This is a genomic window from Blastococcus sp. SYSU DS0828, from assembly GCF_054050975.1.
The window spans coordinates 70,575-89,609 of record NZ_JBJHAK010000019.1; the positions used below are offsets into that span (position 1 = coordinate 70,575).

Below are 19,035 nucleotides of genomic sequence, written 5' to 3' on the forward strand. Positions count from 1 at the left end.
CGAGCGGTCGGCCCGGCCGGCGACGCCGGCGCGGCTGCGCGCCGGCGCCGTCGCCTGCTGGCTGCTCAAGAGCACCCGGCCGCCGGCGTCCGTCGACGCGGCCTGGCTGCCCGGTACCACCCGCGACCTGGCGCGCTGCGTGCGCCGGAGCTACCGCCTCGACCTCGTCGCGGCCGGGCAGCCGGTGGTCCTGTGGGTGAGCGGGCGCGCCGCGGCCGGCGTCCACGCCGTCGGCCGGGTCACCGCCCCGGTCCACGAGACCGCGGACGGGCCGGTGCTGCCGGTCCGCCTGCTCCGCCTCGACACGCCGGTGGACCGCGCCGGGCTGCGGGCCGATCCGGCCTTCGCGGACGCCGAGGTGCTGCGCATGCCCGCCGGCAGCAACCCGTCGTGGCTGTCGAGCGCGCAGCTGTCCGCCGTCCTCGACCGGGTTCCCCGCGACCAGCTGGGATCATGGCTGCCGTGACTGCCCACCGCCTCCGCTGGGGCGCCCTCGCGTGGGTGCTGACCCTGCAGTTCTTCCTGGCGGAGGCGGTGGCCCAGGCCCGCTACGCCGGGCCCTACTCCCGCACGGACGACGTGATCAGCGCCCTGGGCGCCGCCGACTCCGCCGGCCGGCAGCTGATGAACGCCTCGTTCGTCGTGCAGGCCGCCCTCATCCTGGGCGGGGCCCTGCTGCTGCTTCCCGCGCTGCGTGGCGGGGCCGCCCGTGCGATGGCCGTGCTGCTCGGCGCCTCCGCCGCCGGTGTGCTGCTCGTGGGCGTCTTCCCCACCGACGGCAACGGCACGCTGCACGCGCTCGGGGCGGTCCTGCACCTGGTCGGCGGCGCCCTCGGGCTGATCGCCCTGGCCTACGCCGTGCGCCCCCTGTCGGAGGCACTCGGCACGACCGTGGTGCTGCTGGGCATCCTGGCCACCGCCGCGACCGCCTTCTTCCTGACCGGTGTCACCCGGTACCTCGGGGAAGGGGGCGTCGAGCGCGCCGCGGCGTACCCGCTGCCGATCGCCCTGGCGCTCACCGGGCTGGGGCTGTGGTGGCTCGACCGGCGCGGCGACGTCGCGCCCGCGGAGTCGTCCCTGCATGCGGCACGGGCGCAGGAGCAGGCGCGGCGGGCGGAGCAGGCGCGGGCACGCGACGAGGCCCTGGAGGCCGCCGCCGGCCGCGACCAGCGGACCGGCGCGACGAGCGGCGCCGACGGGGAGACGTCCGGCGACGGGGAGACGTCCGGCGACGGGGAGGACGCCGACCCGGAGGACCCGTGGGCGCCTCCCCACCGGCGCGGCTGAGCGGCCGGGGTTCAGCCGGCCGGCTCGAACCAGACGAACCGCCACGGCTGCGTGTTGTGGATCGACGGCGCCCGCGTGGCAGCCGCCACCACCTGCGCCTAGTCCTGCTCCTCCACCACGAACCCTCCCGGCCGGTCTCCACGGAGGACCACCGGCGGTGGCCCCGGTGCGTGCCTACCCCATGGCCGCAGCCGTCCGCACACCCGGTCGTCGATCGGTCCGCCTACCGCTGACCGGCCGCTCCGGCCGGTGCCGGCGGAGCGCCGGCCGCGGGGACCAGCGCGGGCCGGGTCCGCCGCCGGGACACCGCCACGCCGGCCAGGCACACCGCACCGCCGGCCACCGCCAGCAGCGGGGGCGCCTCCCCCAGCAGCAGCCAGCTGAGCAGGACGACCAGCGGGGGCACCAGGTACGTGGTGACCCCGAGGCGACCGGCGTCCATCCGCGACAGCGCGTAGGCCCAGGTGCTGAAGGCCAGCGCCGTCGGGACGACACCGAGGTACACCATCCCGGCGACCGAGCCCGCGGGCGCGCGGCCGACATCGGTCACCAGGGCGCCGGCCCAGGGCAGGCAGGCGACCGCGCCGATCGCGCACGCCGTGAACGTGACCTGCAGCCCGGGCAGCCGCCGCAGCAGCGGCTTCTGGGCCACCACGCCCACCGCGTAGGTGACCGCCGCGACCACGCACAGCGCGACGCCGACCAGATCGGCGTCCGCGCCGCGGGTCCCGACGCCGATCAGCACCACGCCACCGAAGGCGACGGTGATGCCGACGACCAGCCAGCGCGGGAAGCCCTCCCCGAGCCAGAAGCCGGCGAGCACGGCGATGAGGATCGGCCCGATGTTGACCAGCATCGCCGTCGTGCCAGCGTCCAGGTGCCGCTCCGCGGCGTTCAGCGCCAGGTTGTAGACGGCGAACCAGCCGATCCCGCAGACGGCCAGCAACCGCCACTCACCGGGCGTGGGGCGCACCCAGCCGCGGCGGGCGACGAGCAGGCCCAGCACGATCCCGCCGATCAGCAGCCGGCCGAGGGCCAGCGCGCCGGGCGACAGGTCCTGGCCGACCGCGCGGATGCCCACGAAGGCCGATGCCCAGGCGAGCACGGTGACGACGACGGCGAGCAGCGTTCGCCCGTCCGGAGCAGCGGGAGTGGTCACGTCCGCAGAACCTAGGGCCGGCTGCCGACCCGATCCGGCGGTTTCCGGCCGCGGCACGTGACTGGCACCCGGCCGCCGGGAACTGGCAGGAACGCTGCGGTCCTCAGCCCCGCAGGTGCTCGGCCCACGTGCGCCGGCCACGCGCACCGCGGGTGGGCAGCGCCGCGCCGTCGCGCAGCGCCGTGCCGAGCCGGCCCGGAACGGGGGTCGCGATGACCCGCGCCCCCGGAGCGCGCACCTCTGCCCAGGTCCGCGCGAGGTCGGCCACCGAGTGCTCCTCGGGTCCGCCGAGCTCCACCACGCCGCCGGACGGCGGGGCGCTCACGCGCTCCACCAGGTGCGCCGCGGCGTCGGTGACGTCCACCGGCTGCACCCGCCAGCCCATGGGCACCGGCAGCAGCGGCCCGCGGCGCGCCGTGCCCAGCAGTTCGTCGACGAAGCCGTGGAACTGGGTGATGCGGACCAGCGTGACCGGCAGGCCCGAGGCCAGCAGCACCTGTTCGGCGGCGTACTTGGCCCGGTAGTAGCTCAGGGGAACCCGGTCCACCCCGACGATGGAGACGTACACGAGGTGCGGCGGCCGGGACCGGTCGACCGCCTCGACCAGCCGTCGGGTGCCGGCGACGTCGACCTCCCAGGGGTCGCCCCGGGGGGCGCTCGCCGCGTGCACCACCACCTCCGCCCGCGCCACCGCGTGCGCCAGGTCCCGCCCGGTGGCGAGGTCACCCCGCACCCCTCCCGGCCCGGCGCCCCGGCGCGACATCTGCCGCACCTGGTGCCCGGCGTCCCGCAGCTGCGGCACCAGGTGCCGCCCCAGGCGGCCCGTGCCGCCGGTGACCAGTACGTCCACGGGTGCAGTCTCCCCGGAGGCGCCACGTCTGCGCACGGAGCGGCCGACATCTCAGATACGAGATATCGTGTCCCGGTGACGCTCACCGACCTGCCTGCCGACGAAGCGATGCGGCGCATCGGGGCGCTCGTCCGCGACGCCCGCCGCCACCGGGGCCTCACCCAGCAACAGCTGGCCGAACGGCTGGGCACCAGCCAGAGCGCGGTCGCCCGCATCGAGCAGGGCAGCCAGAACCTCACGCTGGAGTTCCTGGGCCGCCTCTCCGCCGCGCTCGACAGCGAGCTCATCCGGCTGGGTCCCGCCGGGCCGGCGCACCTGCGGGTGACCGGTGGGCGCCCCCTCCGCGGCCGGGTGGCGGTGAAGTCCTCCAAGAACGCCGCCGTCGCCCTGCTCTGCGCGGCGCTGCTGAACCGGGGGCGCACGACCCTGCGCAACGTGTCCCGCATCGTGGAGGTCGAGCGCATCCTCGACGTGCTGCGGTCCATCGGCGTCTCCGCGACCTGGGACGAGCACGGGCACGACCTCACCCTCGTCGTCCCCGACGAGCTCGACCTCGACGGCATCGACGCCGACGCGGCCCGGCGGACCCGCAGCATCATCATGTTCCTGGGCCCGCTGCTGCACCGGGCCGGCGCGTTCCGGCTGCCCTACGCCGGCGGCTGCGACCTGGGGACGCGGACCGTGCAGCCGCACATGATCGCCCTCCGGCCGTTCGGGCTGGCCGTCGAGGCGCACGCCGGTGAGTACCAGGCCACGGTGGAGGGACCGGCCGCCGCGGATCGGACGATCGTGCTCACCGAGCGGGGGGACACCGTCACCGAGAACGCGCTCCTGGCCGCGGCCCGCACCGACGGCACCACCACCATCCGCAACGCGAGCTCCAACTACATGGTCCAGGACCTGTGCCTGTACCTGCAGCTGCTCGGCGTCGAGGTGACGGGCCTGGGGACGACGACGCTGGTGGTGCGCGGACGCCCCGTGCTCGACGCCGACGTCGACTACACGATCAGCGAGGACCCGGTGGAGGCGATGAGCCTGCTGACCGCCGGGATCGTCACGGGCTCGGAGCTGACCGTCACCCGGGCCCCGGTGGACTTCCTCGAGGTGGAGCTCGCGGTGCTCGCCGAGATGGGGCTGCGCTACGAGCTCTCCGCCGAGTACCTCGCCGACAACGGGCACACCCGGCTGGCCGACATCACCATCCACCCGTCGGAGCTGCGGGCGCCGCTGGACAAGGTGCACCCGATGCCGTTCCCGGGGCTCAACATCGACAACCTGCCGTTCTTCGCGGTGATCGCCGCCCAGGCGCAGGGGTCGACGCTGATCCACGACTGGGTCTACGACAACCGGGCGATCCACCTCTCCGACCTCACCCGGCTCGGCGCCGACGTCCGCCTGCTGGACCCGCACCGGGTGCTGGTCACCGGCCCGACCCGCTGGCGGGCCGCGGAGGTCGTCTGCCCGCCCGCGCTGCGCCCGGCGGTCTGCATACTGCTGGCGATGCTGGCGGCCAAGGGCACGTCGGTGCTGCGCAACGTCGACATCATCGCCCGCGGGTACGAGCAGCTCTACGAGCGGCTGGTCGAGATGGGCGCCGACATCGAGGTCTTCCGCGACTAACGGCCCCGTCCAGGGCACCGCCGCGAGCCTGCGAGCGGTGGGGAGGACGGGGTCCTTTCTCACCTCTCCTGGTCGGTGGGGCGGACGAGCACTTCGTTGACCGCGACGTGCGGCGGCTGGGTCACCAGGTAGAGGACGGCGCGGGCGATGTCCTCGGCGTGCAGCGCCCGCATGCTCGAGTACATCTGCACCGAGGCGGCCTTCGCCGCGGGCTGGGTGATGTGGTCGGTGAGCTCGGTGCTGACCGCGCCGGGCTCGACCAGGCCGATCCGCACCCCGCGGCCGGTGACCTCCTGGCGCAGCGACTCGCTGAAGGCGTTCACCGCCCACTTGCTGGCGTTGTACACCCCGGCGCCCTTGCGGGCCTGCCGCCCGGCGACGCTGGAGATGTTCACGATGTCGCCCGACCCCTGCTCGAGCATCCCGTCGAGGGCCGCGTGGGTCATGTAGAGCACCCCCATGACGTTGGTGTCGATCATCCGGCGCCAGTCCTCGGTGTCGGCCCCGGCGATCGTGCCCAGGAGCATGACGCCGGCGTTGTTCACCAGGACGTCGAGGCCGCCCAGTTCCGACCGGGTGCGCGCGACGGCATCGGCGCACGCCCGCTCGTCGGTGACGTCCAGGGCCAGCGGCAGCACCGCCGTCCCGCCGCCGCGCAGCCGACCGGCGAGCGCCTCGACCCGGTCGCTCCGCCGCGCTCCGAGGGCGACGGCAGCCCCGGCCCCGGCCAGGGCGACCGCCGTGGCCTCGCCGATCCCCGAGGACGCCCCCGTCACGAGGGCCACCGTGCCGGCGAGGGGACGATCGACCTGGGTCATGCGGACATCCTTCCCACGCAGCACCCGGCGGCGCACGTCGGCCGCGCAGCGCGGTCCTCAGAGGAGGGCGTCGAACCCGTCGTCGAGCGGGCCGAGGCCGCCGTCCAGCGGCGGGCGCGCCGGCTGGTCCAGGCCGCGCATGCGGGCGGCGTGCAGCGCCAGCAGGAGGTTCAGCCGCAGCGTCGGGTCGGTGGTGAACGGCCCGAGCATCCGTTCCAGCTTCCCGATCCGGTAGCGCATCGTGTTGTAGTGGAAGTGCAGCCGCCGGGCGGACTCCGCGACGTTCAGGTTCGTCTCCAGCAGCACCCGCAGGGTCTCCCGGAGGTCGGCGGCATCGGCGTCGACGGCGTCGGCCAGCGGGCCGAGCACCTCGTCGACGTAGGAACGCAGCTCGGTGCTGTCGGGGATCAGCGACAGCAGCCGGAACACCCCGAGCTGGTCGAAGTGGACGACCGACGACGCGCCGTGGATCTCCTGCCCGACACCGAGCGCGCGCTGCGCCTGCCGGTGCACCTCGGCCAGCTCCGAGAGCGATCCGGCCGGCCGGCCGATGCCGGTGCCCAGCAACCGGCCCACCCGGCGCAGCCGCCCGTTGACCCGAGAGGTCACGGCGGAGACCAGGGCCGACAGCTCCTCCGGCGTGCGCCCGTCCAGGGGCAGCAGCGTCACGATCTCCGTGGCCAGCCCCGCGACGGCCGCGCCGGCCACCTCCGACTCCAACGCGGCGCGCCAGCCGTCGGCCAGCCGGTCCAGGACGTCGAGGGCGCGGGTGGGGTCGGCCGCCGCGTCGGCCACGGTCTCGGTGGCGGTCACCAGCACCGCGACCGGTCCGTCCAGCCGCCAGCCGAACGAGCGGGTGTAGGCCAGCGTCCGCTCGGTGTGGCCCACCGCGCCCCCCACCAGCCGGCGGACCAGGTCCCCCTGGAAACGCAGCTCCACCGAGTGGACCGCCTGCAGCCGGATCACCGACAGCGCGGCGATGACCGCGGCCCGCTCCAGCACGCCGCCGGCGCCCAGCATCATCGCGCCGGTCCGGTGGACGGCGACGAGCCAGCCGTGCCGCTGGTCGCCCGCCATGATCGGCGCCACCGCGTACTCGCCGATCCCGCCGGGCAGCTCGTGGTGCCCGGGCACGAGCAGGATGCCGTCGGCGGGTGAGAGGTCCGCGTTCAGGTCGGCCGGCGTGACCACCGTCTGGTCCGCGCGGACCCCGGAGAGCCGCAGCGACGGCGCCATGGCGGCCAGCTCGTCGTCGGCGGCGGCGTCGAGGAGCCACAGCCAGTCGCTGATCTCGGCGACGTCGTCGGCGGGGCCGGCGCTGGTGACGACCTCCCGGTCCGGGCCGAGGCCCAGCACCGCGGCGCCCTCGAGCATCACGGCGAGGCGCTGGGTCACCTCGGCCAGGCCGCCACCGGTGAGCGCCACCTCGGTGAACTCGTCGTCCATGCGCGAGGACAGGGCGAGGGCCTGCCCCTGCTTGGCGACGACGGCGCCCAGCACGCCGGAGACGACCTCGTCGAGCCGTGCCGTCGGCGGCAGCGCGAGCACCGGGAGACCGCGGCGCTCCGACTCGGCCAGGACCTCGGCGGGCAGCGGCGGTGGCCCGTCGACGCGCCGGTAGGCCAGCGCCGCGGTGCCGGCGGCCTCGAGCCGCTCGACCAGCGCCCGGCAGCTGGCCGGGTCGGCGGGAGGGAGGCGGGCGCCGAGGACGACGAGCACGTCGGGGCCCGCGGCGGCCAGCGGCTCCGCAGGGTCGTCGACGACCATGTGGCGGATCACCCGGCCGAGCCCGGCCGAGCCGCTGGTCACGGTGCTCCCCGCGAGGACGGGGAGGTCCAGCGCCTCCTCCACGGTCAGGCCCATCCGCTGCTGCCAGCTCGCGCGCTCGCCGCGCCGCTCGGCCCGGGGCGACTCGTCGACCGACCAGTTGCGACGGAACGGGGTGGTTCCACTACCGCGAGTAGACGCCAGGAGTGACGAATCACTCTGTGTCACAAGGCATCCCCTTCCAGTCGTCGTCCAGGGTGCCACACGGCAGCGGCCTGTCAGGTGTCCCCGGACGCCGCCATCCATTCTTGGCGACATCCGCCATAAGAGGGCGTGCGACGCGCCGCTTAGGTTCGACCTCGTTCCACCTGCTCGCTGGATCGTAGGCGCTCCGTGCAGGGGCGTGTGCACCCTCCTCGCGGCCGGTGGACCGAGGGGCGGAGCGCCGATCCACCGGCCTCCGTCGTCCCGAGGGGTGGAGGGCGGCCCATGCGCGCGATCGACGACACCGAGGTCCGGAGCGGCTCGAGCGGACACCTCGCCGGGCGGGGTCGCGCCGGCGTCCCGACGATCCCCCTGCCCCGGGAGTCGGCGCGAGCCGCCCGCACCCTGCCGACGGCGGCGCCGTCGGCGGTGCCCGCCGCGGCGAGCACCGCCGTCGCCGACGTGCTGCGCGGCCCCGTCCGCCCGGCGCGCGTGCTGCTGAGCCTCCCCGCCGCCCTCTACGTGCAGGTGGCCGGTGAGCGCGGCCTCGGCGAGGTCGTCGGCGTCCTGACCAGCGATGCGGCCCGGCTGCCGCTGGGCTGCGTCCTCTTCCGCCCGAGCAACGGGCGCCCGCTGACCGGACTCCCGGCGGGCGCCCCCGCCGAGGTGGGGGCCGGGCGGATCGTCGTCGGGGACCTCGCGGTCAGCGCGTCGGCCTGGTGGGACCCGCGGCCGCGGCTGCCCGGTGGACGGCCCGCGCTCCTGCCCGAGGGGGTCCGGCAGCTGCGCACCGCCCTCTACGGCGAGGGCGTCCCGCACAGCGCCTTCACCCTGCCCGGGCTGCCCACGGGGCCCGGTGGCCCGCTGGCCGCCCTGCGCGGCGCGGTGCGTCGCGCCGACCTCGAGGCCGCGCTGCGCACCGCCACCCGGCTCATCGGCCTCGGCCCCGGGCTGACGCCGGCCGGTGACGACGTCGTGGCCGGGACGATCGCGGGCCTGGTGCTCCTCGGGCACCCGGCGGCGGAGCGCTTCGCCGCGGGCGTGTGCTCGCTGGCCGGTGGCCGCACCACCGAGCTGTCCCGCGCGCTCCTGCGGCACGCGGCAGCGGGACAGGTCAGCGGTGAGTACGCCGCCGTGCTCCGCGGGCTGGTCGGCGAGCGCCCGCTCGGGCCGGCGATCGGCCGCCTGCTGGCCACCGGGGCCACCAGCGGCCGGGCCATGGCACTGGGTCTGTGCACCGCCATCGACCTGGTGGATCGCACCGCGCGCGTCCGCTGACCGGCGTCAGCCGAGCGGCGTCGCCGCCTCCCCCACCGGTACGGGCAGGACGGGACCCAGGGCGTCCCACTGCGCGATGCGGCAGCCGTCGACGCGGGACAGCTCCAGGTCGACCGGCGCGCCGTTCCAGCGCCCGGTGATGCGGGCCGTCTGCGGACCGCCGTACTGCTCGGTGCAGACCCGGTCGTCCGGCAGCGGCGCGAACGGCTCGGCCATGTCCTCGAGGTGGGCGCAGGCCTCCTCCGCCCGCGGGTGGGTGCCCTCCGCGACGCCGGCGCAGGTCAGCGTCCAGGTCTCCGGCGGCGTCCCGTCCCCGCGGTCGACCACGATCCGCAGGTCGTTCGCCGCCTGCGCGATGCCCGACGGGCCACCGCCGGTCGCGTCGCGCCCGTCACCGGTCGACGACGCGTCCCCGTCGCCCCGCCCCGTGGCGCAGGCGCCGAGCACGAGCGCGGAGACGAGGAGGGCGAGCAGCACCAGGCGTCGCATGCCGGTGCAGACGAGCGACGCCGCCCTCGGGTTCCACCGCAGCCGGCGCCCGGCTGCTCGCCAGGAGGCCCCGAGCGGCGGGTCCGTCAGATCCGGGAGGCGTGGATGCTGGTGACGAGGATCGCCCGGGCACCGAGCTCCCACAGCTCGTCCATCACCCGGTTGGTCTCGGTGCGGGCGATCATGGCCCGCACCGCCGACCAGCCCGGGGTCTGCAGCGGGCTGACCGTCGGCCCCTCGATGCCCGGGGTGACCGCGGTGGCGCGGTCGAGCAGCTCGTTGGGGCAGTCGTAGTCGAGCATCACGTACTGCCGCGCGACCAGCACGCCGCGGAGCCGACGGCGCAGCTGCGCCACCGCGGGGATCTCCTCGGACCCTTCACGGCGCACGAGGATGGCCTCGCTGCTGAGCACGGGCTCCCCGATGATGTGCAGCCCGGCGGCGCGCAGCGTCGTCCCGGTCTCCACCACGTCGCAGACCGCGTCCGCGACGCCCAGCCGGCAGGCGGTCTCCACCGCGCCGTCGAGCTTCACCACGTCGGCCTTGAGCCCCTGCTCGTCCAGGTAGCGCCGCAGGAGCACCGGGTAGGCGGTGGCGATCCGCTTGCCGGCCAGCTGCTCGACCTGCTGGATCGCCGACTCCACGGGGGTCGCGAACCGGAACGAGGAGCGGCCGAAGCCCAGCGGCATGTCCTCCACCGCGCTCGGGCCCTCACCATCGGCCGGGGCGGTCTCCAGCAGCATGTCCCGGCCCGTGATGCCCACGTCGAGCGTGCCGGCGGCCACGTACACCGCGATGTCGCGCGGGCGCAGGTAGAAGAACTCGGTGTCGCTGTCGGGGTCGTAGACGGCGAGGTCCTTGGTGCTGCGCCGCTGGCGGTAGCCGCTCTCGGCGAGCATCTCCGCCGCCGGCTCGCTCAGCACACCCTTGTTCGGCACGGCGACGCGCAGCACTTTCGATCTCCTGTGTCTCGGGGTGGATCAGAGGTGGGTGTAGACGTCGTCGAGCGTGAGGCCCCGCGCCAGCATGAGCACCTGCACCCGGTAGAGCAGCTGGCTGATCTCCTCGGCGGTGCGGTCGGCACCCTCGTGCTCGGCCGCCATCCAGGACTCGGCGGCCTCCTCCACGACCTTCTTGCCGGCTGCGTGCACGCCGTCCCGCACCGCGGCGACGGTGCCGGAGGCAGCATCCCCGGCGGCCACCTTGGCGGAGAGCTCGGCGAACAGGCTGTCGAAGGTCTTCACGACCGGGCCTCCTGACGGGCGGGGGTCGCGGAGAACCCGGTCTGCCGCTGCGGCGTCCGCAGCTCGCGGAGCACGAGCGCGGTCTGCAGCGCGGCGAGGGTGGCCTCCCAGCCCTTGTCCTCGGCCGAGCCGGGCAGGCCGGACCGGTCGCGGGCCTGCTGCTCGTCGTTGGTGGTGAGGACGCCGTTGCCCACCGGCTTGCCGGCGTCGAGGGCGACGCGGGTGAGCCCGGCGGTCACGGCATCGCAGACGTACTCGAAGTGGGGCGTCCCCCCGCGCACGACGACGCCGAGCGCGACGACGGCGTCGTGGCGCTCGGCCAGGGCCTGCGCCACGACGGGCAGCTCCACCGCGCCCGGCACGCGGACGACGGTCGGCGCGGGAACCCCGCAGGCCTCGGCGGCGGCGACGGCACGGTCCAGCAGCGTCCCGGTGATCTCGGCGTGCCACGTGGTGGCGACGATGCCCAGCGTCAGCCCGGCCGCGTCGACCGGGGTCGCCTGCGGCGCTCCGCTGCCGCTCATGCCGGCTGCTCGTCCTGGCCGAGGGGCACGTCGGTGCCCGGCACCGTCGTGGCGCCCGGGGCGTCGGCCGGACCGGACTCGGTCTCGGGCTCGATGATGTCGAGCAGGTGGCCCATCCGGTCGCGCTTGGTGCGCAGGTACCCGAGGTTCTCCGCGGTGACGTGGCTGGGCAGCGGCACCCGGCCGAGCACCCGCAGGCCGTAGCCCTCCAGGCCGGCGCGCTTCGCCGGGTTGTTGGTCAGCAACCGCATGGTGTGCACGCCCAGGTCGACGAGGATCTGCGCGCCGGTGCCGTAGTCGCGCGCGTCGGCGGGCAGCCCGAGGTCGAGGTTGGCGTCGACGGTGTCGACCCCCATGTCCTGCAGCTGGTAGGCCTGCAGCTTGTGCAGCAGGCCGATTCCCCGGCCCTCGTGCCCGCGGATGTAGAGCACGATGCCGCGGCCCTCCTGGGCGACGGCGGCGAGCGCGGCCTGCAGCTGGGGCCCGCAGTCGCAGCGCAGCGAGCCGAAGACGTCGCCGGTGAGGCACTCGGAGTGCACCCGCACCAGCACGTCCTCGCCGTCGCCGATGTCCCCGTAGACGAAGGCCACGTGCTCGCGCTCGTCGTAGGAGCTCGAGTAGCCGACGGCGGTGAACGTGCCGGGGGCCAGCGGCACGATCGCCTCGGCCACCCGCTCGACCAGCTTGTCGAACCGCTTGCGGTAGGCGATCAGGTCGGCGATCGAGATCATGCACAGGTCGTGCTCGTCGGCGAACAGCCGCAGCTCCTCGCTGCGGGCCATGCCGATCGGGTCCTTCTCGCTGACGATCTCGCAGAGCACGCCGGACGGGCGCAGCCCGGCCAGCAGCGCGAGGTCGACGGCGGCCTCGGTGTGCCCGGGGCGTCGCAGCACACCACCGTCGCGGGCCCGCAGCGGCACGACGTGGCCGGGCCGGGCGAGGTCGGCCGAGGTGGTCTCCGCGGCGGCGAGGGTGCGGATGGTGTGCGCGCGGTCGGCGGCGGAGATGCCGGTGGTGACGCCCTCCCGGGCGTCGACGGTGACCGTGTAGGCGGTACCGAGGCGGTCCTGGTTCACCCGGTGCATGGGCGGCAGGTCCAGCCGGTCGGCGTCGGCCTCGGTCACGGCCACGCAGATGTAGCCGGAGGTGTAGCGGACCATGAACGCCACCAGCTCCGGGGTGGCGAGCTCCGCGGCGAAGATGAGGTCGCCCTCGTTCTCGCGGTCCTCGTCGTCGACGACGACCACGGGCCGGCCGTCCTTGATGGCGGCGATGGCCGACTCGATGGAGTCCAGCCGGGTGCGGGGCTCGCTCATGCGCGGGCCCCCAGCAGACGTTCCACGTACTTGGCGATCACGTCGACCTCCAGGTTGACGGGCTCCCCCGGGGCGCGCGCGCCGAGCGTGGTCTCGCGGAGAGTGGTGGGGATGAGGCTGACCTCGAACCAGGGTTCGGCGTCGGTCGCTGCGCTGACCGCGCTGACGGTCAGCGAGACGCCGTCGACGGCGATGGAGCCCTTCTCGACGACGTAGCGGGCGAGCCCGGTGGGCAGGCCGATGCGCACGACCTCCCAGTGCTCCGCCGGCGTGCGGGACAGGATCTGGCCCACGCCGTCGACGTGGCCCTGCACGATGTGCCCGCCCAGGCGGGTGTGCGGCGCGACGGCGCGCTCCAGGTTGACCGGTGCGCCCTCGGCGACGGCGTCCAGGCTGCTTCGGCGCAGCGTCTCGGCCATCACGTCGGTGGTCCACACACCGGCGCCGTCCACGCCCGGCTGGACGCCGGTGACGGTGAGGCAGACGCCGTTGACGGCGATGGAGTCGCCCAGCGAGACGTCGGTCAGGACGGTGCGGGCGCGGATGCTGAGGACGGCGGAGTCGCCCTGGTCCTCGCGCCGGGCCAGGGTGCCCACCTCCTCGACGATGCCGGTGAACACCTCAGCTCCCTCCGTCCGTGCCGGTCCCGCCGGTGCGGGTGCCGCCCTCAGTGTGCCCGGTGGGGTGCAGCCGGATCTGCACGTCCCCACCCAACGGGAGGACGTCGGCGACCGAGTAGGACAGCGCCGCGCCGATCCCGGTGATTCCCAGGTCGCCGACGAGCGAGGGACCGGCGCCCAGCAGCTTCGGCGCGAGGTGCACGACGGCCTCGTCGACCAGGCCCGCCCGCAGGAACGCGGCAGCGAGCGTCGGGCCGCCCTCGAGCAGCACCCGGCGGACGTCGCGGGCGAACAGCTCGGCGAGCAGCTCGGCCGGGCTCCCCGCGCGACTGACCAGCGTGGGCGCGGCGTCGTCGAGCACCCGGGCCGAGGCCGGCAGCCGGTCCCGGCGGTCGACGACCACCCGGAGCGGTTGCCGGTCGGCGTCCCGGCCGTCCTCGTCGCGCACGGTGAGCTGCGGGTCGTCGGTGAGGGCGGTGCCGGAACCGACGACGACGGCGTCGCAGCCGGCCCGCAGCCGGTGCACCTCGGCCCGCGCCTCGGGCCCGGTGATCCAGCGGCTGCTGCCGTCGGCCGCGGCGACGCGACCGTCCAGCGTGGCCGCCACCTTCCAGATCACGTACGGCCGCTGTTCGCGGACCCCGGTCAGCCACCCGGCGAGCGCCCCGCGCTCGGCCGCGTCCCGCTCGACACCGACGACCACCTCGACCCCGGCGGCGCGCAGCCGTTCCGCGCCCCCACCGGCCAGCTCGGTCGGCTCGGGCACGGCGACGACGACCCGCGCGATGCCGGCGGCCAGCAGCGCATCGGCGCACGGACCGGTGCGCCCGGTGTGCGCGCACGGCTCCAGCGTGACGACGGCGGTGCCGCCGCGGGCCCGCTCACCGGCCTGGGCCAGGGCGCGCACCTCGGCGTGCGGACCGCCGGGCGGGGCGGTGGCCCCCTCCCCCACGACGCTGCCGTCGGCGGCCAGGACCACCGCGCCCACCGCGGGGTTGGGGCTCGTCGTGCCGAGGACCGCGACGCCGAGCTCCCGGGCGCGGGCCATCCCGCGCAGTTCGGCCGGGGAGGCGCTCACCCGGGCATCGCCGCGGCGGCCTGCGCGCGCAGCGCGGCGATCGCCTTCCCGGGGTCGTCGGCGCCGTAGACCGCCGACCCGGCGACGAACATGTCCACCCCTGCCTCGGCGGCCTGCTCGATGGTGTCGGCGTTGATGCCGCCGTCGATCTCCACGAGGAGGGTCAGCTCGCCGGCGTCCACGAGCTCCCGGGCCCGCCGCACCTTGGGCAGCACGTCGGCGATGAACGACTGCCCGCCGAAGCCGGGCTCCACGCTCATGACCAGCAGGGTGTCGAAGTCGGCGAGGACGTCGAGGTAGTCCTCCAGGGGCGTGCCCGGCTTGATCGCCAGCCCGGCCAGCGCGCCCGCGGCGCGCAGGTCCCGGGCCACCGCCCGCGGATCGGTGCAGGCCTCCGCGTGCACGGTGACGTTGCGCGCCCCGGCCTCGGCGTACCCCGGCGCCCAGCGCTCGGGGTGCTCGATCATGAGGTGGCAGTCCAGGGGCACGGGGCTGACCCGCTCGATCGCCTGGACGACCGGGAGCCCCAGGGTCAGGTTCGGCACGAAGTGCGCGTCCATGACGTCGACGTGCAGCCAGTCCGCGTCGGCCACGCGCGCCACCTCGTCGGCCAGGCGGGCGAAGTCCGCGGACAGCAGGCTGGGCGCGATCAACGGTTGCCGGGGCACGTCCGCCGAGTCTAGGTGGCGGCCACGTGCCGGAACCCGATCCCTCCGCCGGTCGTCAGCCACGTAGGGGCGCGAACGCCGTGGCCCGCTTGCACGGGAGGAGCACCATGCCGACACCCGCCCTCGTCGTCCTCGTCCTCGTCGTCTGGATAGCCGTGGGTTGTGGTGCCGCCCTCTTCCTCGGCCGCCGGGGTTACCGCGATCCCCAGTGGTACTTCCTCGGCGCCGTCCTCGGGCCGCTGTTCGTGCCGGTGGCGATCGAGCGCGGGCGGCGCGAGCACCGGGTGGTCGAGCGGACACCGCTCGCGGACGCCGAGTCCGCGCGGGCCGACGGCGCGGTGACGGTCGTCGTGGGCGTCGACGGGTCCGCGGAGTCCGACCGGTCGTTGCGGGACGCGGCACAGCTCTTCTCCGGCGACGGCACCCGGGTGGTGCTCGTGATGGCGGTCGACCCCGACGTCGTCGAGTTCGCCGACCGCACCGAGCGGGACCGGTGCCGCGGCCTGCTGGAGGAGCGGACCACCTGGTTCTCCGGGGCCAGACCGGTCGTCGAGCTGGTGAGCGGCCGGCCGGGTTCGGCGCTGCTGGAGGTGGCCGGCCAGGAGGACGCCGACGTCGTCGTCGTGGGCCGGCGGGGCCGCGGCCTGTCCCACCGCATGCTCGGGAGCGTCGCCGAGCACGTCACCCACCACTCCCCGGTCCCGGTGCTGCTCGCCGGGCCCGTCGCCGGGCGGTGACCGGGCGGTGACCGGGCAACCGTTCCACGGTCCGGCGCAGGCGACCGGGACCAGCCGGTCCGGCGCGTCCACCGCGCGGACCCGGCCCCTGCCGGCCGAGGACGCCGCCGCGGCGGTGCGCGAGCGGGCCCGGCACGAGCTCCGCATGCTCGCGGGTGGCCTGCCGCCCTTCGCGGCCGGCTTCGCGCTGCTCCGGCTGGAGCCGGCGAGCTGGTCCACGGGCACGTGGACCGCCGTAGCCGCTGGTGCCCTCGTCCTGGCGCTCCTGGGATGGGGTCTCCTGGGGACCGAGCGCGGCCGGCAACGGCAGCAGGAGCGCCTGCTGGCCGAATACGCCGTCGTCCACCACAGGGACCCGGGGCCGGGCCGGCGAGCGCGAGCCGACCGCGTGGCGGACCGGATGGCGCGCCAGCGGTTCTTCGCCCGGGTAGGCGTCCCGGCCATCATCGGCATCCACGTGGTCCTGGGCGACTGGGATGAGCTCGGGACCACGGTCCCGGGCGCCGTCCTGGTGACGATCGCGGGCGTGGTCCTCCTGGTGGACAGCACCACCCAGGCCCGGGCCGGCCGTCGCTGGCTCGCCGACCCGCCCGGACCTGCCCGCAGCTGACCGGCCGGCCCACCGCCACGTGTCCGTCGCACACGACCGGGTAGGGCCAGATCCATGGCTTCCGACACCACCGCCCCCGAGCGCTACGACGGCTTCGACCGCATGCCGATCGGCGGCACCTGGCGCGCCGGGCGCGCCGGGAAGACCGCCACCGACACCGATCCCTACACCGGCGAGACGCTGACCGAGATCCCGCTGGCGAACGCCGAGGACCTCGACGAGGCCTACGCGCGCGCCAAGGAAGCGCAGCGCGAGTGGGCGGCCCGGCTGCCCAGCGACCGCGCCGACGTGATGCGCCGCGCCGCCCGGATCATGGAGGCGCGCAAGGACGAGATCGTCGACTGGCACATCCGCGAGAGCGGGGCCGCGGCACCGGCCGCCGAGTTCGAGTTCGCGATCACCCTGCGGGACTTCCACGAGGCGTCGTCCTACCCGTACCGGATGGAGGGCCGGATCCTGCCGGCCGACATCGAGGGCAAGGAGAGCCGGGTCTACCGCCGCCCGGTGGGCGTGGTGGCCGTGATCAGCCCCTGGAACGTCCCGATGCACCTGTCCAACCGCTCGGTCGCGCCCGCCCTGGCGCTCGGCAACGCCGTCGTCCTCAAGCCGGCCGGCGACACCCCGGTGACCGGCGGCCTCCTGCTGGCCAAGGTCTACGAGGAGGCCGGGCTGCCGCCGGGGCTGCTGTCGGTCATCATCGGCGCCGGGCGCGACATCGGGGACGCGATCGTCAGCCACCCCACGCCGCGCGTCGTCTCCTTCACCGGGTCCACCCCGGTGGGCAAGGGCATCGCCGAGAAGGCGGGGTTGAAGAAGCTCTCGCTCGAGCTGGGCGGCAACGGCCCGCTGGTGGTGCTCGACGACGCCGACCTGGAGTACGCCGTCGACGCCGCCGTGTTCGGCAAGTTCTTCCACCAGGGCCAGGTGTGCATGATCACCAACCGGATCGTGGTGGACGCCGCGGTGCACGACGAGTTCGTCGACCGCTACGTGGAGCGGGTGCGCGGGCTCAAGGCCGGCGACCCCCGCGAGGGCGACACCGTGATCGGCCCGATCATCAACGGCAAGCAGCTCGAGGGGATCCAGGAGAAGGTCGCCCAGGCGCGCGAGGACGGCGCCGACCAGCTGCTCGGCGGCGACCCGACCGGGCCGATCGGCTCGGTGCTGCCGCCGCACGTGCTGCTGGGGACGAACGACGTCGCCACCGCCCGGCAGGAGGTCTTCGGCCCGGTCGCGACGATCATCCGCGCCCGCGACGAGACCGACGCGCTGGCGATCGCCAACGACACCGAGTACGGGCTCTCCAGCGCCGTCTTCACCCGGGACACCCTGCGCGGCGTCAACTTCGCGCTGCAGGTGGAGGCGGGCATGACCCACGTCAACGACTCCCCGCTCAACGACGAGAACAACACCGCGTTCGGCGGCGAGAAGGACTCGGGGCTCGGCCGGTTCGGCGGTGAGTGGGCGATCGAGGAGTTCACCACCGACCACTGGATCAGCGTCCAGCACACCCGGCGGCAGTTCCCCTTCTGACGGTCGGCCGGGTGGCCTCCCCGTGGGGCCACCCGGCGCCACAACCGAACGGCCCGGTGATCGGGCTGCTGGCGGGGCTGGTCGCCGGGCTGACCGGTCGACCCGCGCGCGGCGTCGACCTGCTGAAACTGTCGTACCCCCGTCCTAGCCTGCGGGTATGTCGTCGGGTGTCGGGTTCGCGGTCGGGGTGACCGTGATGCCGGTGAGCCCGCCGTCGGAGTGGGAGCTGGCCGACCCTGATCCGTTGCCGCGGTTGGGTGAACCGTTGAGCGCGTGGTTGCCGGCCCGGCGGGGTGCGGCGGAGGCGGCGGAGCTGCTGGGGCAGATCGTGGCCGCGGAGGCGCAGTTGGCGGCGTTGCGGGTGGAGCTGGTGATGGATCTGGCCGCGGCGCGCCCGGCTCCGGCCGATCCGTTGCCCGGCGGCGAGCGCGCCGGCACCGTGGGGCCGCCAGAGGTCAGTGAGTTCGTGCCCGATGAGCTGGCCGCGGTGCAGAACTGCAGCCGCACGGCGGCGGTGACGCAGCTGGAGCACGCCGAGGTGCTCACCACGCTGCTACCGGCGACGTACACACGGCTGCGGCTGGGGCGGTTGGACTGGCCCCGTGCCCGGGCGATGGCCGCGGAGGTCGCCGTCACCGGGCGGGAGACCGACCCGGGCGTGATCGCCGCCATGGAGGCCGCCGTCCTGCCCACCGCCACCGAGCTGGGGGTGGGGAAGCTGCGGGAGGCGGTGCGCGCCGAGCTGATCGCCCGCGACGCCGCCGCGGCCGACCGCCGCCGGCAGGCCCGTCGGCGGGCAGCGGATGTGACGGTGCGCCCGGTCGGCGACGGGATGAGCGAGCTGCGCGCCCTGCTGCCCCATCCCGAGGCCCGGGCCTGCCGCCAGGCGGTCGATGCCCACGCCCGGGCGGCGAAGGACGCCGGCGATGCTCGGCCGATCGGCATGCTGCGCACCGGAGCCCTCACCGATCTGCTGCTGCGCCCCTGGCAGCAGCAGCCATCGGTGACCGCGCAGCTCACGGTGGTGGCGCCGCTGTCCGCGCTCACCCCGGCGGGGTTCCTCGCCGCCGGCGCCCCGGCACCGGCCGCGTTCACCCCGCCCGGCACGCCCGCGCCGGTGGGGGAGGTGGACGGGGAGCCGATCACCGCCGCCCACCTGCGCGAACTACTCGCCGCCCTGGATGCCGCAGGCGTGCAGGCCCCACCCGGCGGCAGCCTGCAGATCGCGCTCAC

At 75.4% G+C, this 19,035-nt stretch carries 21 protein-coding genes; 8 read left to right on the plus strand and 13 right to left on the minus strand.

All coding sequences use genetic code 11. From position 1 onward, the window contains the following. Positions 1-139: 139 nt before the first annotated feature. Both ACI79Q_RS15100 and ACI79Q_RS15105 read left to right on the plus strand, forming a co-directional pair. The gene (locus ACI79Q_RS15100; protein ID WP_456588703.1) at positions 140-466 is read left to right on the plus strand and encodes a hypothetical protein; all 327 of its coding nucleotides are present in this window, start codon (positions 140-142) and stop codon (positions 464-466) included. Then, a complete protein-coding gene (locus ACI79Q_RS15105) occupies positions 454-1,287 on the plus strand; it encodes a DUF998 domain-containing protein (protein WP_456614940.1) in 834 nt (277 codons plus the stop codon). The genes ACI79Q_RS15100 and ACI79Q_RS15105 overlap by 13 nt, the downstream gene beginning before the upstream one ends. Positions 1,288-1,298: 11 nt before the next feature. Here ACI79Q_RS15105 and ACI79Q_RS15110 read toward each other — a convergent pair whose 3' ends face one another. The 3 genes from ACI79Q_RS15110 to ACI79Q_RS15120 all read right to left on the minus strand — a co-directional run bounded on the left by ACI79Q_RS15110 (position 1,299) and on the right by ACI79Q_RS15120 (position 3,296). Beyond that, entirely contained in the window at positions 1,299-1,379 is an 81-nt protein-coding gene (locus ACI79Q_RS15110) for a nitroreductase family protein (RefSeq protein ID WP_456614948.1), read from the minus strand. Positions 1,380-1,510: 131 nt separating this feature from the next. Beyond that, positions 1,511-2,446 carry a DMT family transporter gene (locus tag ACI79Q_RS15115; protein WP_456614941.1) on the minus strand — a complete coding sequence of 312 codons (936 nt, stop codon included), beginning with the start codon at positions 2,444-2,446 and terminating at the stop codon, positions 1,511-1,513. Positions 2,447-2,549: 103 nt separating this feature from the next. Beyond that, positions 2,550-3,296: an SDR family oxidoreductase gene (locus ACI79Q_RS15120; RefSeq protein ID WP_456588699.1), complete on the minus strand. Its 747-nt coding sequence runs from the start codon at positions 3,294-3,296 to the stop codon at positions 2,550-2,552. A gap of 75 nt (positions 3,297-3,371) precedes the next feature. On the opposite strand from ACI79Q_RS15120, the gene ACI79Q_RS15125 reads away from it, so the two are divergent. After that, positions 3,372-4,916: a helix-turn-helix domain-containing protein gene (locus ACI79Q_RS15125; RefSeq protein WP_456597892.1), complete on the plus strand. Its 1,545-nt coding sequence runs from the start codon at positions 3,372-3,374 to the stop codon at positions 4,914-4,916. Between the two features lie 59 nt (positions 4,917-4,975). On the opposite strand, the gene ACI79Q_RS15130 is transcribed toward ACI79Q_RS15125, so the two are convergent. Together ACI79Q_RS15130 and ACI79Q_RS15135 are read right to left on the minus strand one after the other, a co-directional pair. Then, entirely contained in the window at positions 4,976-5,734 is a 759-nt protein-coding gene (locus ACI79Q_RS15130) for an SDR family NAD(P)-dependent oxidoreductase (protein WP_456613247.1), read from the minus strand. Positions 5,735-5,791: 57 nt separating this feature from the next. Next, complete coding sequence (locus tag ACI79Q_RS15135) at positions 5,792-7,597, minus strand: PucR family transcriptional regulator (RefSeq protein WP_456588696.1); 1,806 nt, start codon at positions 7,595-7,597, stop codon at positions 5,792-5,794. A gap of 393 nt (positions 7,598-7,990) precedes the next feature. On the opposite strand from ACI79Q_RS15135, the gene ACI79Q_RS15140 reads away from it, so the two are divergent. After that, complete coding sequence (locus ACI79Q_RS15140; protein ID WP_456588695.1) at positions 7,991-8,983, plus strand: DUF2877 domain-containing protein; 993 nt, start codon at positions 7,991-7,993, stop codon at positions 8,981-8,983. A gap of 6 nt (positions 8,984-8,989) precedes the next feature. On the opposite strand, the gene ACI79Q_RS15145 is transcribed toward ACI79Q_RS15140, so the two are convergent. The 8 genes from ACI79Q_RS15145 to rpe all read right to left on the minus strand — a co-directional run bounded on the left by ACI79Q_RS15145 (position 8,990) and on the right by rpe (position 14,922). Then, complete coding sequence (locus ACI79Q_RS15145) at positions 8,990-9,472, minus strand: SSI family serine proteinase inhibitor (protein WP_456588694.1); 483 nt, start codon at positions 9,470-9,472, stop codon at positions 8,990-8,992. An 86-nt stretch (positions 9,473-9,558) separates the two neighbouring features. Continuing rightward, positions 9,559-10,425: an ATP phosphoribosyltransferase gene (gene hisG / locus ACI79Q_RS15150; protein ID WP_456588693.1), complete on the minus strand. Its 867-nt coding sequence runs from the start codon at positions 10,423-10,425 to the stop codon at positions 9,559-9,561. A gap of 27 nt (positions 10,426-10,452) precedes the next feature. Beyond that, the gene (locus ACI79Q_RS15155) at positions 10,453-10,716 is read right to left on the minus strand and encodes a phosphoribosyl-ATP diphosphatase (protein WP_456588692.1); all 264 of its coding nucleotides are present in this window, start codon (positions 10,714-10,716) and stop codon (positions 10,453-10,455) included. After that, complete coding sequence (gene ribH, locus ACI79Q_RS15160) at positions 10,713-11,240, minus strand: 6,7-dimethyl-8-ribityllumazine synthase (protein WP_456588691.1); 528 nt, start codon at positions 11,238-11,240, stop codon at positions 10,713-10,715. The genes ACI79Q_RS15155 and ribH overlap by 4 nt, the downstream gene beginning before the upstream one ends. Next, positions 11,237-12,556, minus strand: coding sequence for a bifunctional 3,4-dihydroxy-2-butanone-4-phosphate synthase/GTP cyclohydrolase II (locus ACI79Q_RS15165; protein ID WP_456614942.1), 1,320 nt, complete (start codon positions 12,554-12,556; stop codon positions 11,237-11,239). Before ACI79Q_RS15165 ends, ribH begins: the two co-directional genes overlap by 4 nt. After that, complete coding sequence (locus ACI79Q_RS15170; RefSeq protein WP_456614943.1) at positions 12,553-13,176, minus strand: riboflavin synthase; 624 nt, start codon at positions 13,174-13,176, stop codon at positions 12,553-12,555. Before ACI79Q_RS15170 ends, ACI79Q_RS15165 begins: the two co-directional genes overlap by 4 nt. Before the next feature lies 1 nt (position 13,177). Next, on the minus strand, positions 13,178-14,254 hold the full coding sequence (gene ribD, locus ACI79Q_RS15175; RefSeq protein ID WP_456614944.1) for a bifunctional diaminohydroxyphosphoribosylaminopyrimidine deaminase/5-amino-6-(5-phosphoribosylamino)uracil reductase RibD: 1,077 nt from the start codon (positions 14,252-14,254) through the stop codon (positions 13,178-13,180). Continuing rightward, on the minus strand, positions 14,251-14,922 hold the full coding sequence (gene rpe, locus ACI79Q_RS15180) for a ribulose-phosphate 3-epimerase (RefSeq protein ID WP_456588687.1): 672 nt from the start codon (positions 14,920-14,922) through the stop codon (positions 14,251-14,253). Before rpe ends, ribD begins: the two co-directional genes overlap by 4 nt. A gap of 107 nt (positions 14,923-15,029) precedes the next feature. Here rpe and ACI79Q_RS15185 point away from each other — a divergent pair, with 107 nt between their 5' ends. From ACI79Q_RS15185 to ACI79Q_RS15200, 4 genes are all read left to right on the plus strand, one after another. Then, positions 15,030-15,659, plus strand: a complete 630-nt coding sequence (locus ACI79Q_RS15185) for a universal stress protein (RefSeq protein WP_456588686.1) — start codon at positions 15,030-15,032, stop codon at positions 15,657-15,659. A gap of 7 nt (positions 15,660-15,666) precedes the next feature. Continuing rightward, positions 15,667-16,269, plus strand: coding sequence for a hypothetical protein (locus ACI79Q_RS15190; RefSeq protein WP_456614945.1), 603 nt, complete (start codon positions 15,667-15,669; stop codon positions 16,267-16,269). 54 nt (positions 16,270-16,323) lie between these two features. Next, positions 16,324-17,802: an aldehyde dehydrogenase family protein gene (locus ACI79Q_RS15195; protein WP_456614946.1), complete on the plus strand. Its 1,479-nt coding sequence runs from the start codon at positions 16,324-16,326 to the stop codon at positions 17,800-17,802. Between the two features lie 157 nt (positions 17,803-17,959). Next, positions 17,960-19,035: DUF222 domain-containing protein (locus tag ACI79Q_RS15200; RefSeq protein WP_456614947.1), on the plus strand; the 1,076-nt coding region annotated here is incomplete at its 3' end.

What these genes read in the sequence shown, in the direction of transcription:
- ACI79Q_RS15105 (WP_456614940.1), top strand. Translation starts at nt 454, where the DNA reads ATGGCTGCCGTGACTGCCCACCGCCTCCGCTGGGGCGCCCTCGCGTGG.
- ACI79Q_RS15130 (WP_456613247.1), bottom strand. Translation starts at nt 5,734, where the DNA reads ATGACCCAGGTCGATCGTCCCCTCGCCGGCACGGTGGCCCTCGTGACG.
- ACI79Q_RS15135 (WP_456588696.1), bottom strand. Translation starts at nt 7,597, where the DNA reads ATGGGCCTGACCGTGGAGGAGGCGCTGGACCTCCCCGTCCTCGCGGGG.
- ACI79Q_RS15140 (WP_456588695.1), top strand. Translation starts at nt 7,991, where the DNA reads ATGCGCGCGATCGACGACACCGAGGTCCGGAGCGGCTCGAGCGGACAC.
- ACI79Q_RS15145 (WP_456588694.1), bottom strand. Translation starts at nt 9,472, where the DNA reads ATGCGACGCCTGGTGCTGCTCGCCCTCCTCGTCTCCGCGCTCGTGCTC.
- ribH (WP_456588691.1), bottom strand. Translation starts at nt 11,240, where the DNA reads ATGAGCGGCAGCGGAGCGCCGCAGGCGACCCCGGTCGACGCGGCCGGG.
- ACI79Q_RS15165 (WP_456614942.1), bottom strand. Translation starts at nt 12,556, where the DNA reads ATGAGCGAGCCCCGCACCCGGCTGGACTCCATCGAGTCGGCCATCGCC.
- ACI79Q_RS15185 (WP_456588686.1), top strand. Translation starts at nt 15,030, where the DNA reads ATGCCGACACCCGCCCTCGTCGTCCTCGTCCTCGTCGTCTGGATAGCC.
- ACI79Q_RS15195 (WP_456614946.1), top strand. Translation starts at nt 16,324, where the DNA reads ATGGCTTCCGACACCACCGCCCCCGAGCGCTACGACGGCTTCGACCGC.